Source organism: Kitasatospora sp. LaBMicrA B282 (assembly GCF_050325825.1).
Classification (GTDB): domain Bacteria; phylum Actinomycetota; class Actinomycetes; order Streptomycetales; family Streptomycetaceae; genus Kitasatospora.
Genome location: NZ_JBNQTI010000085.1, coordinates 1 through 14,636 on the forward strand (window position 1 = coordinate 1; position 14,636 = coordinate 14,636).

15 protein-coding genes are annotated in these 14,636 nt (G+C 73.4%); 7 read left to right on the plus strand and 8 right to left on the minus strand.

Annotated elements, in window-relative coordinates; all coding sequences use genetic code 11:
* Positions 1-89: 89 nt before the first annotated feature.
* Positions 90-1,733 carry an APC family permease gene (locus ACQRUO_RS22750; RefSeq protein ID WP_428317866.1) on the minus strand — a complete coding sequence of 548 codons (1,644 nt, stop codon included), beginning with the start codon at positions 1,731-1,733 and terminating at the stop codon, positions 90-92.
* 431 nt (positions 1,734-2,164) lie between these two features.
* Positions 2,165-2,620 carry a DUF6299 family protein gene (locus tag ACQRUO_RS22755; RefSeq protein ID WP_428317867.1) on the minus strand — a complete coding sequence of 152 codons (456 nt, stop codon included), beginning with the start codon at positions 2,618-2,620 and terminating at the stop codon, positions 2,165-2,167.
* A gap of 217 nt (positions 2,621-2,837) precedes the next feature.
* Between ACQRUO_RS22755 and ACQRUO_RS22760 the strand changes: the two genes are divergently transcribed.
* Positions 2,838-3,740, plus strand: coding sequence for a hypothetical protein (locus tag ACQRUO_RS22760; RefSeq protein WP_428317868.1), 903 nt, complete (start codon positions 2,838-2,840; stop codon positions 3,738-3,740).
* A gap of 244 nt (positions 3,741-3,984) precedes the next feature.
* Positions 3,985-4,866: an SGNH/GDSL hydrolase family protein gene (locus tag ACQRUO_RS22765; RefSeq protein ID WP_428317869.1), complete on the plus strand. Its 882-nt coding sequence runs from the start codon at positions 3,985-3,987 to the stop codon at positions 4,864-4,866.
* Between the two features lie 75 nt (positions 4,867-4,941).
* On the opposite strand, the gene ACQRUO_RS22770 is transcribed toward ACQRUO_RS22765, so the two are convergent.
* Both ACQRUO_RS22770 and ACQRUO_RS22775 read right to left on the minus strand, forming a co-directional pair.
* On the minus strand, positions 4,942-6,546 hold the full coding sequence (locus tag ACQRUO_RS22770) for an N-acyl-D-amino-acid deacylase family protein (protein ID WP_428317870.1): 1,605 nt from the start codon (positions 6,544-6,546) through the stop codon (positions 4,942-4,944).
* Positions 6,547-6,565: 19 nt separating this feature from the next.
* Positions 6,566-7,870 carry an amino acid deaminase gene (locus ACQRUO_RS22775; protein WP_428317871.1) on the minus strand — a complete coding sequence of 435 codons (1,305 nt, stop codon included), beginning with the start codon at positions 7,868-7,870 and terminating at the stop codon, positions 6,566-6,568.
* 143 nt (positions 7,871-8,013) lie between these two features.
* Between ACQRUO_RS22775 and ACQRUO_RS22780 the strand changes: the two genes are divergently transcribed.
* Positions 8,014-8,754: an IclR family transcriptional regulator gene (locus tag ACQRUO_RS22780; protein WP_428317872.1), complete on the plus strand. Its 741-nt coding sequence runs from the start codon at positions 8,014-8,016 to the stop codon at positions 8,752-8,754.
* A gap of 69 nt (positions 8,755-8,823) precedes the next feature.
* The gene (locus ACQRUO_RS22785; protein WP_428317873.1) at positions 8,824-9,231 is read left to right on the plus strand and encodes a RidA family protein; all 408 of its coding nucleotides are present in this window, start codon (positions 8,824-8,826) and stop codon (positions 9,229-9,231) included.
* 83 nt (positions 9,232-9,314) lie between these two features.
* Here ACQRUO_RS22785 and ACQRUO_RS22790 read toward each other — a convergent pair whose 3' ends face one another.
* The 4 genes from ACQRUO_RS22790 to ACQRUO_RS22805 all read right to left on the minus strand — a co-directional run bounded on the left by ACQRUO_RS22790 (position 9,315) and on the right by ACQRUO_RS22805 (position 11,473).
* On the minus strand, positions 9,315-9,908 hold the full coding sequence (locus ACQRUO_RS22790; RefSeq protein ID WP_428317874.1) for an acyl-CoA thioesterase: 594 nt from the start codon (positions 9,906-9,908) through the stop codon (positions 9,315-9,317).
* 10 nt (positions 9,909-9,918) lie between these two features.
* Complete coding sequence (locus tag ACQRUO_RS22795) at positions 9,919-10,131, minus strand: hypothetical protein (RefSeq protein ID WP_428317875.1); 213 nt, start codon at positions 10,129-10,131, stop codon at positions 9,919-9,921.
* Between the two features lie 353 nt (positions 10,132-10,484).
* Positions 10,485-10,964 (minus strand): GNAT family N-acetyltransferase, encoded by a 480-nt coding sequence (locus ACQRUO_RS22800; RefSeq protein WP_428317876.1) that lies wholly within the window; start codon positions 10,962-10,964, stop codon positions 10,485-10,487.
* A 62-nt stretch (positions 10,965-11,026) separates the two neighbouring features.
* Positions 11,027-11,473, minus strand: coding sequence for an ankyrin repeat domain-containing protein (locus tag ACQRUO_RS22805; protein WP_428317877.1), 447 nt, complete (start codon positions 11,471-11,473; stop codon positions 11,027-11,029).
* A gap of 474 nt (positions 11,474-11,947) precedes the next feature.
* Here ACQRUO_RS22805 and ACQRUO_RS22810 point away from each other — a divergent pair, with 474 nt between their 5' ends.
* From ACQRUO_RS22810 to ACQRUO_RS22820, 3 genes are all read left to right on the plus strand, one after another.
* Positions 11,948-12,142 (plus strand): hypothetical protein, encoded by a 195-nt coding sequence (locus tag ACQRUO_RS22810; RefSeq protein WP_428317878.1) that lies wholly within the window; start codon positions 11,948-11,950, stop codon positions 12,140-12,142.
* A 167-nt stretch (positions 12,143-12,309) separates the two neighbouring features.
* The gene (locus tag ACQRUO_RS22815; protein ID WP_428317879.1) at positions 12,310-13,896 is read left to right on the plus strand and encodes an FtsK/SpoIIIE domain-containing protein; all 1,587 of its coding nucleotides are present in this window, start codon (positions 12,310-12,312) and stop codon (positions 13,894-13,896) included.
* A gap of 343 nt (positions 13,897-14,239) precedes the next feature.
* Positions 14,240-14,614 carry an RNA polymerase-binding protein RbpA gene (locus ACQRUO_RS22820; RefSeq protein WP_230048025.1) on the plus strand — a complete coding sequence of 125 codons (375 nt, stop codon included), beginning with the start codon at positions 14,240-14,242 and terminating at the stop codon, positions 14,612-14,614.
* Positions 14,615-14,636 lie beyond the last annotated feature (22 nt).

Here is a 14,636-nt window from a genome sequence, read left to right on the forward strand (position 1 = left end):
GTGCGGTCCGGACCTTCGTCCGGAGCCGCACCCGCCGCGGTTCGGTGGAGTTGACGGACCCTCGGGGGTGGACCGTCAGGGGCGGACGGTCAGTGACCGCCCTCGTCGACCACCTCGACGTCCTCGATGTTCCGCTGGATCTCCTCGGCCGGCAGCGCCACCGCGACGGCCCAGAAGTAGATGCCGAGCGAGAAGGCGGTGATCAGCGCCATGTCCCACCAGAGCGGGAGCACGCCGCGGGCGCTGGGGCCGAAGGTGCCCAGGTAGGAGATGACGCCCAGGCCGATCAGGTAGACCGGCAGCCACTGGGCCGACTTCCAGCTGAGCCGCGGCGCGTTCGGCAGGCCCTTGCGGATCGCGTAGGCCGCGTAGGAGCCGAGCAGCAGGTAGCCCAGGATGATCGCGACACCGAGCCGCCACAGGGTGTCCCAGCCGGACCAGTAGATGATCAGGCTGGCGATCACGAAGGACGCCGGCGAGATGATGTGCGCGAACGGCAGCTTGTACGGGCGCTCACGGTCGGGCAGCTGGCGGCGCAGCACGCCGAAGGCCAGCGGGGCACCGGCGTACATCAGGACGCTGGCCGAGGTGATGAAGCCGACCAGTGCCTGCCAGCTCGGGAAGGGCAGGAAGCAGATCACGCCGGTGACGAAGGACATGATCAGGCCGAACCACGGCACGCCGCGCGAGTCGGTGCGCTCGAACAGCCGCGGGGTGTAGCCGTTGCGGCTCAGGCCGTAGGAGATGCGGGAGGTGGAGGTGGTGTAGATCAGGCCGGTACCGGCCGGGGAGATCACCGCGTCGATCCGCAGCACCCAGGCCAGCCAGCCCAGGCCGATGATGGTGGCCAGACCCGCGAACGGACCCTCGATGCCCTTGTAGGCCAGGTTGGCCCAGCCGTGCACGAAGGTGGAGCCGGGCAGCGCGCCGATGTAGACGATCTGCAGCAGGGTGTAGATGACCGTGCCGATGACCACCGAGCCGATGACCGCGCGCGGGATGTCCTTCTTCGGGTTCTTGCTCTCACCGGAGAGCTGGATCGCCTGCTCGAAGCCGAGCAGCGCGAAGATGATGCCGCTGGTGCTGATCGCGCCCAGGATGCCCTTGACGCCCATCGGCATGAAGCCGTGCGAGGTGAAGTTGCTCGGGTGGAAGTGGGTCAGCGCCAGGATGAAGATCGTCGCCAGCGGGATGAAGACCTTCCACCAGGTGGCGGCGCTGTTGGTGTGGGCGAGCAGCCGCACGCCGAGGAAGTTGACCGCGACGAAGACGGCCATCAGCAGCACCGAGACGGCGATGCCGGAGGGGGTCAGCGTGCCGTTGGCGTGCTCGAAGCCGGAGGCCCAGGACCAGTCCTTGGAGTAACCGATCATGGCCTCGACCTCGATCGGCGCCACGGTGGCCGCCTGCAGCCAGGAGAACCAGCCGAAGCTCATGCCGGCCAGGCCGCCGAAGGTGTAGTGCGGGTACCGCGCGGTACCACCGGCCACCGGGAACATGCCGCCCAGCTCGGCGTGGACCAGCGCGAGCAGCACGATCGCGACGGCCCCGATCCCCCACGAGATGACCGCCGCCGGTCCGGCAACGGTCACCGCGCTCTTGGCGCCGAGCAGCCAGCCGGACCCGATGATCGATCCGACCGAGGCCCAAGTCAGGCCGATCAGGCCCATTTCCCGGCGGAGCTTGACGCCCGAGCCGTTGCCGGACGCCGTTATTTTGTCAACAACTGCCATGTGTGGGGACCCTCTTCAAAGATGGCGGGTGAGAGTGCGGTGAACGCTAGCTGGCCATTAAGGATCTGCAAAGACCCCTGAGCCGAATAGTTACGTTCACGCGATCTCGCGCGCCTTCTTTAGCTTTGAAATTCGGTCGATCACACCAGCCGCCCGCACCGCCCGGACCTCGGGCGATCACTGCCTGTCAGTCGCATCAAGGCAGTTGACCACTTACCTCCCGAGAAAGTCATACCAACATTTGAGCTTCATTTGAGCCTTCTCGCCGAGCGCTGCATTATTCTCGGCGTCCGCCCTCATATTCATCATTCTTGCGGTATGACGATGCACAACCGGGGGCGCCCATTCCACACCCCCCTGATCGCGGGGGCGCAGCACCGGGCCTACCCCCGGGAGTACTTGACGAACCGTCAGATCCTCGGTCGGCCGGCTCAGTCGGCCGTCGACTGCAGCATGATCGCCTGCTGCCCGCGGGCGAGGAATTCCGGCATCGGCACCAGCGGCCCCTCTGTCAGATGCACCAAAGAAGCGTCCGCCTCGGCCGGGCCGGGTTGGACGACCCACTGGTAGGGCTGGGCCTGCGCCCGCCAGGCGTGCTGCTGACCGTCACAGGTCGCCCGCAGGCTGTTACCGATGTTCTCCGAGCGGTCCCCCACCCGCAGGTTCGGGCTGAGGAAGACCGCGCCCGGGTAGTCGCAGTGGTAGCTGCCGGTCAGGGTCACGGTGCCGTCCGCGGCCACCGTGCCGACCGGGTCGATGGTCACCGCGTCCGTGCCGGCGGCGGCTGCCGGGGCCGCGACGGCGGTGCCGAGCACCCCCAGCACGGCGGCGGCGAGCAGAGCGGCGGCGCGCGGACGGACCCGGACGAGGGCGGCGGGGACCCGCATGACTACCTCCAGTGACGAGTTTCGCGCAACCGGTAACGGTGCGCGTCCGCGCATAGAGCTACCGCTTCCGCGCGTGCGGGCGGCGCATTTGCACCCGTTCGGCGCGTGTCACCCACCGCTCACCGGACCCCCTTGCCCCGCTGGCCGGGCTGCGGCAGGCTCGGGCCCGAGGGGCACATCGCCGTGCCCCGCCACGACCCCGAAGGACGACCCACCGATGACGATCCCTCAGTCACCTCAGGCTCCGCAGAGCGTGATCCCCCCGCTCTTCGCCGGCCTCTGCGACGACGCGGCGATCTTCCCGCCCGGCGACCTGCCGCTGCCCCAGGCCGTCCCCGCCCACCTGGCGCACCGCACCGCCTGGTACGCGGACCTGGTCGGCCCCTTCCTCTGCGGCGCCGGCCGGATCACCGCGCTCTCCGGCCGGCTGAACGACGGCCAGCCGAACGACGGCGAGCTGGCGGTCGGCCTGATCGTGCCGGACGGCAGCGCGGGCCTGGAGCCGGCGCTGCGCGCCGTGGCCGCCGACCCGCGGCTGCGACTGGCCGGCCTGGAGGTGGTGGCCGACCGCACCGAGCACGCCGCCGACGGGGTGCGCACGGTGCGCGCGGCCCTGGACGAGCTGCTGCCCCGGTACGCGCCGGAGGTGACCGCCGCGATCGAGGTGGCCCGCGGCCCCGAGCTGCTGCTCGCGCTGGACGCGCTGGAGGGAGGCCCCTACCGGGCCAAGTTCCGCACCGGCGGCACGGTGGCCGAGGCCTTCCCCGGCGAGCTGGAGCTGGCCTCCTTCCTCTACGCCGCGGTCTACCGCCGGCTCTCCTTCAAGTGCACCGCCGGCCTGCACCACGCGCTGCGGCACGACGACGAGGCCACCGGCTTCGCCCACCACGGCTTCCTCAACGTGCTGCTGGCCACCCACGCGGCGCTGGACGGCGCCGAGCACGGCGAGCTGGCCGCGCTGCTGCGCGAGCGGGACGGCGAGGTGCTGGCCGAGAACCTCACCGACCTGAGCGTGGCGCAGGTGCGGGCGGCCCGGGCGGCGTTCACCGGATTCGGCACCTGCAGCATCGCCGAGCCGCTGGCCGACCTGCTGGCGCTGGGGCTGGTCACGATTCCCTGACCGATTCCTCGGAATACCCCGAATGCCGATTGTGCCGGGCGCAATCGGCATTCGGCGTTCCCCCGGAACCGGGCCCGCGGAACCACCCCCGGCGAACCGCTTCCGGAGCACCACGTCCGGAGAACCACGTCCCGGAACTCGGTCCGTCCCGACCCCTTACCCGTACCGGTACCAGGCAGTAGCCTCGCCGGATCCGATCCGCGCGCCGCCACCCGGGCCGCGCCGGATCGCCTCGGGAGGGTCCATGAGAACGCGTCTCCGCCGCCTGCGCGCGGCCGCCTGCGCCGGCCTGCTCGGCACCGCCCTGCTCGGGCTGGCCGCCGGCCCCGCCTCCGCCGCCGCCCCGTCCGGGCATCCGAGCACCCGTGACTACCTCGCGCTCGGCGACTCCCTGGCGGCCGGTTACCAGACGCTGCCGGGCGGCGGCTTCGAGGTGGGCCACGGCTACGCCCAGGACCTCGCGCACACGCTGGGCGGGCGGGCGCAGCGGTCCGGCCACCCGTTCTCCTTCACCGACCTCGGCTGCCCGGGCGAGACCACCGGGTCCATGATCAACGGCGGCTGCCCGTTCCCGCACCCCTACGCCGGCGCCCAACTGGACGCCGCCGTCGCCTACCTGAAGGCCCACCGCGGCGACGACGTGCTGGTCACCCTGGACATCGGCGCCAACGACGTGGACGGCTGCGCCACCGCGCAGAGCGTCGACTTCGGCTGCGCCCTGCAGGGCGTGGCGGCGGTCGGCAAGGACACCGGCACCATCCTGAGCAAGCTCAAGGCGGCGGCCGGCCCGCACACCCGCTTCCTCGCCATGAACCTCTACGACCCGGTCCTGGCCGACTGGCTGACCGGCTCGCAGGGCAGGCTGCTGGCCGGCCTCTCGGTGCCGCTGGCCGACATGCTCAACGCGACCATCGGGCTCACCGACGCCCGGTACGGGGTCCCCACGGTGGACGTGGCGGGGGCCTTCGACACCAACAGCCTGCTGCCGCTGGTCCCGCTGGACGGGCAGCAGGTGCCGCTGGACGTGGCCCGGATCATGACCTGGACCAACATGGCGCGCGGCGACATCCACGCCAACGACACCGGGTACCAGGTGATCGCCGACACCTTCCTGGCCCGGATCTGACCTGCCTGGATCCGAGCTGCCCGGATCCGAGCTGCCCGGATCCGAGCCGGCCGCGGCCGGGCCAGGCCGGGTCGGTCAGCCGACCCGGCCGGCGGCGGTGCGCCGCAGCGCCCGCCCCGGCAGCGCGCCGGTGGGGCGGGCGTCGCGGAGCACCGCGGTGCCGTTGACGTACACGTGGTGGATGCCGGCCGCCGCCCGGCGCGGCTGCTCGAAGGTGGCCCGGTCGGCCACCGCCGCCGGGTCGAAGAGCACCAGGTCGGCGTGGTGGCCCGGGCGGACCAGCCCGCGCCGGTGCAGCCGCAGCCGGCGGGCCGGGCGACCGGTCATCCGGGCCACCGCCCCCTCCAGTGTCAGGATCCCCAGGTCGCGGCCGTAGTGGCCGAGGTAGCGGGCGAAGGTGCCCCAGGCCCGCGGGTGCGGCCGGGCGCCGACCAGCAGGCCGTCGCTGCCCGCGGTGTGCGCGGGGTGCCGCATGATCGCCCGGACGTTCTCCTCGTGACCGACGTGCTGCAGGATGGTGGTCCCCAGCTCGTCGGCGCGCAGCAGCTCGAAGCAGTACTCGGTGCCGGTCAGCCCGCGTCCGGCCGCCAGCTCGGCGACCGTCCGCCCGACCGCCCCGGCCAGCTCGGCCGAGCGCACCCCGGAGACCTGCACGGTGGTCCAGTCGACCACCACCCCGTGGCAGCCGTCGCTGCCCTCCTCCTCCAGGGCCGCCCGGATCCGCTCCCGGGCCGCCGGGTCGGCCAGCCGGGCCAGGGTCGCCGCCGGTCCGCCCTCGGCGGCCCAACTCGGCAGCAGCGCGGCCAGGCTGGTGGAGCCGGGCAGGTAGGGGTAGCTGTCCAGGGTGACGTCCAGGCCGGCCGCGGTGGCCTCGTCCAGCAGCGCCAGCAGCTCCCCGGCCCGGCCGGCGTTCGCCGCGAAGTTCATGGTGGCGTGCGCCAGGTGCAGCGGGCAGCCGGAGCGGCGGGAGATCTCCACCATCTCGGCGTAGCCGGCCAGCGCGCCGGCGCCGTAGGAGCGCTGGTGCGGCGAGTGGTAGCCGCCGTGCGCGGCCACCACCGCGCAGAGCGCGGTCAGTTCGGCGGTGTCGGCGTACATCCCCGGCGGGTAGCTGAGCCCGCTGGACAGCCCCACCGCGCCCTCGGCCAGCCCCTGGGCCAACAGCTCGCGCATCCGGTCGAGTTCGGCCGCGCCCGGCGCCCGCCGCTGCCAGCCGAGCACCAGCGTCCGCAGGGTGCCGTGCGGCACCAGGTAGCAGGCGTTGACCGCCAGGCCCTGGGCGTCCAGCCGGTCCAGGTACTGGCCGACGGTCCGCCAGTTCCAGTCGAAGTCCGCCGGGTCCCCGTTCCAGCCGGCCAGCTGGCGGCGCAGCGCGGGCAGCGTCCGCTCATCCACCGGGGCGTAGGAGAGCCCGTCCTGGCCGAGCACCTCGCAGGTGACGCCCTGGGTGACCCGGGAGGGGTGCTCGGGCTCGACCAGCAGCCGCAGGTCGGAGTGGCTGTGCATGTCGATGAACCCCGGAGCCAGCACCAGGCCGTCCGCGTCGATCACCTGAGGTGCCGTCAGACCGTCGCCCAGTTCGGCGATCCGGCCGTCGCTGACCAGCACGTCGGCGCGGAACCGGTCGGCCCCGGTGCCGTCCACCACGGTGGCGCCGCGGAACAGTAACCGAGTGCTCATCGCAGCCGCCGGTCGGTCGTCAGAAGAAGGTCCGCACCAGGTCGACCACCCGGGGCCGGTCGGCGGTGACGTCGTCCAGCACCGGGATCAACGTCCACTTGTCGAAGGCGGTGCAGGGGTGCGAGACCCCGAGCCGGACCACCTCGCCGACCGCCACGTCGCTGTCCCGCAGGAAGGCGTGCTGGTCGTTGAGGGCCGTGATGCTCCCGGTCAACGGCCGGGCCGGGCCGCCAAGTTCCGGGCCCGACAGGTGACGACCGGCCAACTGCGGCTCGGGGAGGCCGAGGTCGTGGGGGAAGTCGCGCTTGCCGCCGTCGAGCAGCGCCAGGCCCGGCTCGGGCTGCGAGAGCACCCGGGCCCAGCCGTGCAGCGCGGCCCGCAGCGGCTCCTCGTCCGTGGCACGCACCAACGGGGAGATGCCGCGGTAGAAGCCGTCGTCGTGCGCCAGGTAGGCGCCCGAGCGGAGCACCACGGTGGTGTCCTGACCGCCGAGCGGCGCCAGCGCCCGGGCCACCTGGTCGAAGTAGGCGCTGCCGCCGGCGCTCACCAGCACCCGCTCCCCCGGGGTGAACAGGTCGGCCGCGGAGAGCATGAAGTACAGCTCGACCAGCCCGGCCAGGTACGACTCGACCGCCGACAGCCCCTCCGGGCTCGCGTCCCGGGCCAGCGCCGCCTCGTAGCCGCCCAGGCCGGCCAGCCGCAGGGTCGGCGCGGCGGCCACCGCCTCGGCCACCGCCCGCGCGCTCGACACGTCCCGCGCGCCGGTGCGGCCACCGGGGCCGCCGAGCTCGACCAGCACCTCCACCGGCCGCCCGGCACCGGCCGCCCGCAGCGCCCGGTCCATCAGCTCGACCGCGGCCACCGAGTCCACCCAGCAGCTGAACCGGAACTCCGGGTCGCGGTCCAACTCCCCGGCGAGCCAGGCGAGTCCGCCGGGGTCGAGCAGCGAGTTGGCGAGCAGCACCTCGCGCACCCCGAAGGCCCGGGCGACGTGCAGCTGGGGCAGGTTGGCCAGGGTGATCCCGTAGGCACCGGCGTCGAGTTGGGCCTGCCAGAGGGCCGGGGCCATGGTGGTCTTGCCGTGCGGGGCGAGCGCCACCCCGGCCTTGGCGCACCAGGCCGCCATGGTGCCGAGGTTGTGCGCCAGGGCGCCGGCGTCCAGGGTGAGCAGCGGGGTGGCGAGCCGGTCGAGGGTGGGGCCGGTGGCCAGGTACTCGCGCACCGTCAGGCCCCAGGCGGCCGGCGGGACGGCCTTGAACCGCCAGTCCAGCCGCTCCTCGGCGAGTGCCGCCACCTTCGCCCGGTCGATCGCCGGCTCTGCCACGACTCCGTCACCCCACTCGACCTGGCCCGTTGCGCATGGTGCAACGATCTTTGCGGATGTTGTTGCGGCCGTTCTAACATGCCCACAGACGCCGGTCAATGACGGCGGTCGACCGAGGAAGCTGGGGAGGTGGGCCCGGTCCGATGAGCCAGACCGTGGACCGCGCGCTCGCGCTGCTCGCCGAACTCGCCGAGGGCGAGCGCTCGCTGGAGCAGCTGGCCACGCTGCTCGGGGTGCACAAGAGCACCGCACTGCGGCTGCTGCGGAGCCTGGAGCAGGCCCGCCTGGTGCACCGCGACCCCGCCCACCGCTACCACCTGGGCGCCGGCCTCTTCGCGCTGGCCGGCCGGGCCCTGGAGCAGCGCCCGGTGCGCCGGATCGCCGCCCCGCACCTCGCCGAACTGAACGCCGCCACCGGGCAGACCGTGCACCTGGCCGCGCTGGAGGGCGGCGAGGTGGTCTACGTGGACAAGTACGAGTCCCGCCAGCCGGTGCGGATGTACTCCCGGATCGGCCTGCCGGTCCCGCTGCACTGCGCGGCGGTCTCCAAGGTGCTGCTCGCCGGCCTGCCGCCGACCGAGCGCCGGCGACTGGTCGGCACGGTGGAGTTCACGCCGTTCACCGCACGCACCCTGACCACCCCGCAGGCCCTGCTGGCGGAGCTGGACACGGTGGCCGAACAGGGGTGGGCGCAGGACCGCGGCGAGCACGAGTCCTTCGTGAACTGCGTGGCCGCACCGGTCCGGGACGCCACCGGGCGGGTGGTCGCCGCCGTCTCGCTCTCGGCCCCCGACCTGGTGCTGCGCCACGAGCAGGTGCTGGCGCTGCTGCCCCGGCTGCTCGCGGCCGCCGCGACGGTCTCCGCCGACTGCGGCGCGCCCTGACCCCGGCACCAGCCACCCCGGCCGGCAGCCGCTCCGGCCACCACCCACCACCCGAGAGGCCCACCCCGGATGACCGAGAAGACCGAGATCCGCACCCCGCACGCCCCGGCCCCGGCCTGGGGCTTCTCGCAGGGCGTCCGCAAGGGCCCGATCCTGCAGGTCTCCGGGCAGGGCCCGCAGGACCCGGCGACCGGCGCCTACCTCCACCGCGGCGACGTCAAGGCGCAGACCCGCCGCACCCCGGAGAACGTCAAGGCGGTGCTCACCGCCGGCGGCGCGAGCGTGGCGGACGTGGTGATGTTCCGGGTCTACCTGACCGAGCGCGCGTTCTTCCCCGCGATGAACGAGGCCTACGCGCAGTTCCTGGCGGAGAACCTGGCGCCCGGCGAGGTGCGGCCGTGCCGGACCACGGTCTTCGTCGAGCTGCCGCACCAGGCGATGCTGGTGGAGATCGACGCGCAGGCCGTGCTCGGCTGAGCGCCGCCGTCGGGTGCGGGGGCGCCGTCGGGTGCGGGACCGCCCCCGCACCCACGGCACCGGCGCGCGGCCGGTCCGGCGCCTCAGACCCGGCAGAGCGCCCGGGTCACCGGTCGGGCGGGCGCCGGCACCTTGCGGGCCAGCACGCTCGAGCCGTAGACCAGGCCGAGCGGTCGCGCCGCCATCGAGCGGCTCGCCAGCGGCTTGCTGCGGGCCATCACCGAGGGCGTGGCCGGGCCGGCGGCCACCGGCGACGGCGGGACCGCCATGAAGTCGGAGAGGAAGCTGCGCTCCGACTGGCTGAGCTTGCGCGACCGCCCGGAGATCCGGTCCCGGGCCACCACCACGGTGCGTGCGGTCATGTAGGTGAACGGCTCGCGGCACACGTCCACCCGGACGTGTGCGGAACTGCGGCCGAGCCGTTCCACCGTGAGCCGCACCAGCAGCGGGTCCGGCTCGTGGTGCAACTGTTCCAGATAATCGATCTCGTGCCGGGCGATCAGGAATCCGGCCGAAAACAGCGATTCCCGCACCGCGTGCGCGTGGTGGTGGAACAGGTCGTAGATTCCCTCCTGGATGTAGCCGACCAGGCGGGCGTTGTTGATGTGGCCGTTCTGGTCGACGTCGGCCCAGCGGGTGGGGCAGCGCAGCACGTGGGCGTTGCGGTTGCTGGTCATCGGTGCCCCCTCAGCCGCGGGCCGGGACGGCGGCGTCGAGCGGGCGGCGCGGACCGGCCAGCGCCTGCTGCAGGCGGGCGTGGTAGCCGGCGCTGGCCTCGCGCATCAGGTCGGTGGTCCACCCCTCCTCGGCGGCCTCGGCCGCCACCCGCACCACCAGCACGTCCAGCGCCGTGTCCACCGCCCGGCACAGGTCGGCGACCGCCGCGATGCGGCCTGCCATGTTTCCGGCACCACCGCGGAGGGGGAATTCGGCGAGCGCGTTCACGGCGAGCTGGACTCCGTCGGCGGCGGCCGCACTGCTTTCCGGCTGGCAATTGTCGTGCACGGTGTCTCCCGGTGAATAGCGTTGGGCAGGGGCGGGCGCCACCGGTTTTCCGGAAGCGCCCGCAGGACGAGGCGGGGACGACGCTAACCCAGCCCCGACGTGCTATTCGCGGGTAATCCGCCACTCGGTGTCACGACCCCACGGGCGGAGTACGGAGAATTCACCGGCACCAGTCAAGTAACCGGCCGATCGGCGGGCAGCACGGCCGGAATTCACACCCCCGGGCGCTCCCGTGCCCCCTGCCCGGGTCAGCCCGCGGCCAGGTCCTTGCCCAGGCAGATGCACTCGGGTGCGTCCCGGTAGATGCCGAACTTGGTGATCGGCCGGTAGCCCTCGGACTCGTAGAGCGCCACCGCCTCGGGCTGCTCGGTCCCGGTCTCCAGCACCACCCGTCGCCGCCCGGCCGCGGCGGCCAGTTCCTCCAGGTGGCGCAGCATGGTGCGGGCCAGGCCGCGCCCGCGGGCCGACGGCACGACGAACATCCGCTTCAGCTCGGCGTCGCCGTCGCGCAGGAAGGACTGGCCGGCATCCTTGGCCCGCCAGCCGCCGCAGGCCACCGGGGCGCCGTCCAGGTAGCCGACCACGAAGGTGCCGTGCGGGGCGGCGAAGTGCTCGGCCCGCATCTCGGTGAGGTCCACCGCGCCGTAGCGGCGGACGTACTCCTGCTGCACCTCGGCGGTCAGCTTCTCGGCATCGGGGTGGTCGTATCCGGTGATCTGCAGCTCCATGACCGCCACGATACGGCCCGGTACGACCTAACCCATCATCCGATGATTCTACTTTTCAACTGCTACAAAACCCCGTCGAAACGGGCCAGTAGCTCCGCCTTGCCGAACATCTGCGCCGTCTCGTAGGCCGACGGGGTGCCGGCGTGCGGGTCGGCGCCGCCCGCGAGCAGCGCCGCCAGCGCCTCGTCGGCCCCCTTGAAGACGGTCCCGGCCAGCGGGCTCTGGCCGCGGTCGTTGACCCGGTTCGGGTCCGCGCCGCGCTCCAGCAGCAGCCGCACCGCCGCCGCATGACCGTGGTAGGCGGCGAGCATCAGCAGCGTGTCACCGCGGTCGTTGGTCAGGTCGGCCGGCGCACCGGCCGTCAGGAAGGCCCCCAGCGCCTCGGTGTCACCGCCCCGGGCGGCGTCGAAGATCCGCCCGGCCAGCTCGATCAGCTCGGCGTCGACGGGCTCCTGCCCGGCGGACAGCGGTTCGTCGGCGGAGTCGGCGGGGTTGGTGGGACTGGCCATGCAGGCCCCCTTCCAGTCGGGTGCCCGCCCGGTCCGGCGGGGCACGGCTTCGCGGTCGGCCACCCGGAACGGTAGTGGCCCGTGATCTTCGCGGCCAACAACCGTCCGCGATCCGGCCGCGGCGTCCGTCGTCCGCCCCCGCCGCACGACACCCACCGCCCCGCGGACGCTCCTCCGTTCGAGCGAACTCGGCGCGTCGCCCGCAACCCGCTCCGGTCGCGCGCCCACCCCCGCGAAAGTCCGGGAAATCCGCCCGTCGGACCCGTCCCGACGGGCCGTCCGAACCTGCGTTCCCACCTCCGGCCTGCGGCTTCGGCCGAAGACCACCCATTTGCTCCGTTCCGTCATCTATGACTATTTGTCAGGATGATGGCACTCTCCGTGACACTGTCCCCGTATGGCCTCGCGGACCACCCCGTCGCTGCCATCCCCCGGCAGTGGCACCCTGTCCCGCCTCACCGAGGAGCAGTCCCCGTGATCCTGTCCATCTCCGGCATCGTCCTGTTCGGCACCATCGCGTTCCTCTTCTTCCGGCGGGACGGGCTCAAGGTCTCGCACGCCGTGGTCTGCGCCCTCTTCGGCTTCTACCTGGCCGGCACCGCGATCGCGCCCAGCATCCAGGCCGGTGGCGCGAGCCTGGCCAACCTGATCGGCGGCATCAAGTTCTGACCGCGCCGCGGGGCCGGCGGCCCGGACGCGGACCCACCGCCCCGGGCCGCCGCCGTCCACCCCGCGCCCCCGCGCCCGCCCGACCCGGCGCCCCGCCACCGCGGCCACTCCCCCACCGGCCGCCCGGCCCCCGCACCCGTCCCGACCCGCCCGGGGAGTCCAGGACCATGTCTCTCACCCGCCACTTCACCCGCGGCCGCGACCTCGCCCGCACCGCCGGCGACCACGCCGCCGACATGTTCGCCCCGCTCACCCTGATCGCCCGCGGCCTGCGCCGGCACGCCGGCTGGACCAGGGCCCGCTGGCAGGCCACCCCCAGGGAGCGGCGCGGCCCGACCCTGCTGCTCGCCGTGGCCGGCGCGGTGGGCGTCCTCCTGTTGCCGCACGGCCCGCTGTTCGCCGTGCTCGCCCTGGTCGGCAGCGCCGCCTGGAAGGGGCGCGACCCCAAGGCCCCGCCGGAGCCCGCACCCGACCCCGCCGACGTCAAGCTGCCCGCGCTGTACGCCGCCCTCACCCCCTACCTGGCCGGCCCCGACGACCCGTGCCCGCCCTACCGGGCCGACGGCCGCTACCAGGACGTCTTCGCCGGCTGGAGCTTCGACGCCGAGGGCCGCCTGGCCACCCTGGAGATCGGCTACCCCGCCTACTTCACCGACACCGAGCCCGCTGCCCGGGCCCGCATCGAGCAGGTGGTGCAGGGCAAGGCGGGCCGGGCCCGGGAGTACCGCTTCGACTGGGACCAGGAGTGCAACCGCCTGCAGGTCACCGCGCTGGCGCCGCTGCCGCAGGACGTGCCGGCGCAGACCTGGGTCACCGCACCAGGCGAGATCGTGCTCGGCTTCACCGACCCGCAGACCGTGCAGCGGATGATCCCGGTGGAGCGGCCCGGCGGCCCCGGCCACCAGCCCCCGGTGATCTGGCGCACCGGCCCGCGCTCGGCCGAGCCGCACCTGCTGGCGCTGGGCGGCGCCGGTTCCGGCACCTCCACCCTGCTGCGCACCATCGCCCTGCAGGCGCTGGCCCACGGCGACCTGCTGGTGATCGACGGCGCCGGCACCGGCGAGCACGCCTGCCTGGTCAACCGCCCCGGTGTGCACACGGTGGAGACCAGCCTGCACGGCGCCCTGGCCGCGCTCGACTGGGCCGCCCAGGAGACCGAGCGCCGGCTGGCCGCACTGAACGCCGCCCGCTACCGCGGCGAGCCCGCACCCGCCGACGCCACCCGCCCGCTCTGGCTGCTGCTCGACCACCCCACCGAGCTGAGCGAGCTGGCCCAGGCCGAGGGCCGCCCGGACCCGCAGGACCTGCTGGAGCTGCCGCTGCGCCAGGGCCGGGCGGCCCGGGTGACCGTGGTGCTGGCCGAGTCGCTGGAGGCCGCCGACCGGCTCTCACCCACCGTGCACGCCACCACCCGGGCCCGGGTGGTGCTCGGTGCCCACCGCCCGCAGGAGCTGCACCGCGCGCTCGGCGTCCCGGTGGACCTGGTGCCGGCCGCGCACACCCCGCCCGGCCGCGGCTTCGCCCGGATCGGCAACCAGGCGCCCGGCCGGCTCCAGGTGCCCGCCACCGTGGACCCGCTGGACGACGGGGCCCCGGCCCGGCTGCGGGAGGCGGTGATCGCGCTGCTCCCGCACCGCGACACCCGGACCGAGGCGGCCGCCCCGCCGATGCCGGCGCACCCGCCGCAGCAACCCGCCGCCGAACCGCAGCAGCCGGCCGGCGCCTCCCGGGTGGAACTGGGCAAGGCGCGCTGACCCGGGCGCCGTCGTCGGGCCGTGAGCCTGAGCTGTACGAATGGCCAATTCGGTGCGACGCCAGTACTCTCCACCGTCGGCCGCCCGCTCCGCTCCACCCGGGGGGGAGCGGACAGTGCCACCGGAAAGGGATTCGGTCACTGGGTGCGAAATTCGTGACACTCAGGGTGATATCCCTGTCCAGATGTGACAAATCGGACGGAGATGGGTACAAACAGGGGCGGCACGACAGACGACGCATGTCCCCGGACGGGAATCTTCGTCGGAAGCCAAGCGTTGACCGATCGACGAAGACAGCGACCCCAACTAGTCCTGTGGGCCATAAGCCCTGGAGGCACGATTCATGAGCGAGCGAGCTCTCCGAGGCACGCGACTCGGCGCCACTAGCTACGAGACCGACCGTGGCATTGATCTGGCCCCGCGCCAGACCGTCGAGTACGCATGTCAGAACGGACACCGGTTCGAGGTGCCCTTCTCCGTCGAGGCGGAGATTCCCTCGGTGTGGGAGTGCCGTTTCTGCGGCACCGAGGCCGTCCTGCTCGACGGTGACGAGCCGGAAGAGAAGAAGATCAAGCCGACCCGGACCCATTGGGACATGCTGATGGAGCGCCGGACCCGTGAGGAGCTGGAGGAGGTGCTGGCCGAGCGGCTGGCCGTCCTTCGTTCCGGCGGGATGAACCTCGCGGTGCACCCGCGGGACACCCGCAAGAGCGCCTGACCGAGCGACAAGCTGGGGCCCC

What these genes read in the sequence shown, in the direction of transcription:
- ACQRUO_RS22770 (WP_428317870.1), bottom strand. Translation starts at nt 6,546, where the DNA reads ATGAGCACTCGGTTACTGTTCCGCGGCGCCACCGTGGTGGACGGCACC.
- ACQRUO_RS22750 (WP_428317866.1), bottom strand. Translation starts at nt 1,733, where the DNA reads ATGGCAGTTGTTGACAAAATAACGGCGTCCGGCAACGGCTCGGGCGTC.
- ACQRUO_RS22820 (WP_230048025.1), top strand. Translation starts at nt 14,240, where the DNA reads ATGAGCGAGCGAGCTCTCCGAGGCACGCGACTCGGCGCCACTAGCTAC.
- ACQRUO_RS22765 (WP_428317869.1), top strand. Translation starts at nt 3,985, where the DNA reads ATGAGAACGCGTCTCCGCCGCCTGCGCGCGGCCGCCTGCGCCGGCCTG.
- ACQRUO_RS22815 (WP_428317879.1), top strand. Translation starts at nt 12,310, where the DNA reads ATGTCTCTCACCCGCCACTTCACCCGCGGCCGCGACCTCGCCCGCACC.
- ACQRUO_RS22790 (WP_428317874.1), bottom strand. Translation starts at nt 9,908, where the DNA reads ATGACCAGCAACCGCAACGCCCACGTGCTGCGCTGCCCCACCCGCTGG.
- ACQRUO_RS22760 (WP_428317868.1), top strand. Translation starts at nt 2,838, where the DNA reads ATGACGATCCCTCAGTCACCTCAGGCTCCGCAGAGCGTGATCCCCCCG.
- ACQRUO_RS22800 (WP_428317876.1), bottom strand. Translation starts at nt 10,964, where the DNA reads ATGGAGCTGCAGATCACCGGATACGACCACCCCGATGCCGAGAAGCTG.
- ACQRUO_RS22805 (WP_428317877.1), bottom strand. Translation starts at nt 11,473, where the DNA reads ATGGCCAGTCCCACCAACCCCGCCGACTCCGCCGACGAACCGCTGTCC.
- ACQRUO_RS22795 (WP_428317875.1), bottom strand. Translation starts at nt 10,131, where the DNA reads ATGGCAGGCCGCATCGCGGCGGTCGCCGACCTGTGCCGGGCGGTGGAC.
- ACQRUO_RS22780 (WP_428317872.1), top strand. Translation starts at nt 8,014, where the DNA reads ATGAGCCAGACCGTGGACCGCGCGCTCGCGCTGCTCGCCGAACTCGCC.
- ACQRUO_RS22785 (WP_428317873.1), top strand. Translation starts at nt 8,824, where the DNA reads ATGACCGAGAAGACCGAGATCCGCACCCCGCACGCCCCGGCCCCGGCC.
- ACQRUO_RS22755 (WP_428317867.1), bottom strand. Translation starts at nt 2,620, where the DNA reads ATGCGGGTCCCCGCCGCCCTCGTCCGGGTCCGTCCGCGCGCCGCCGCT.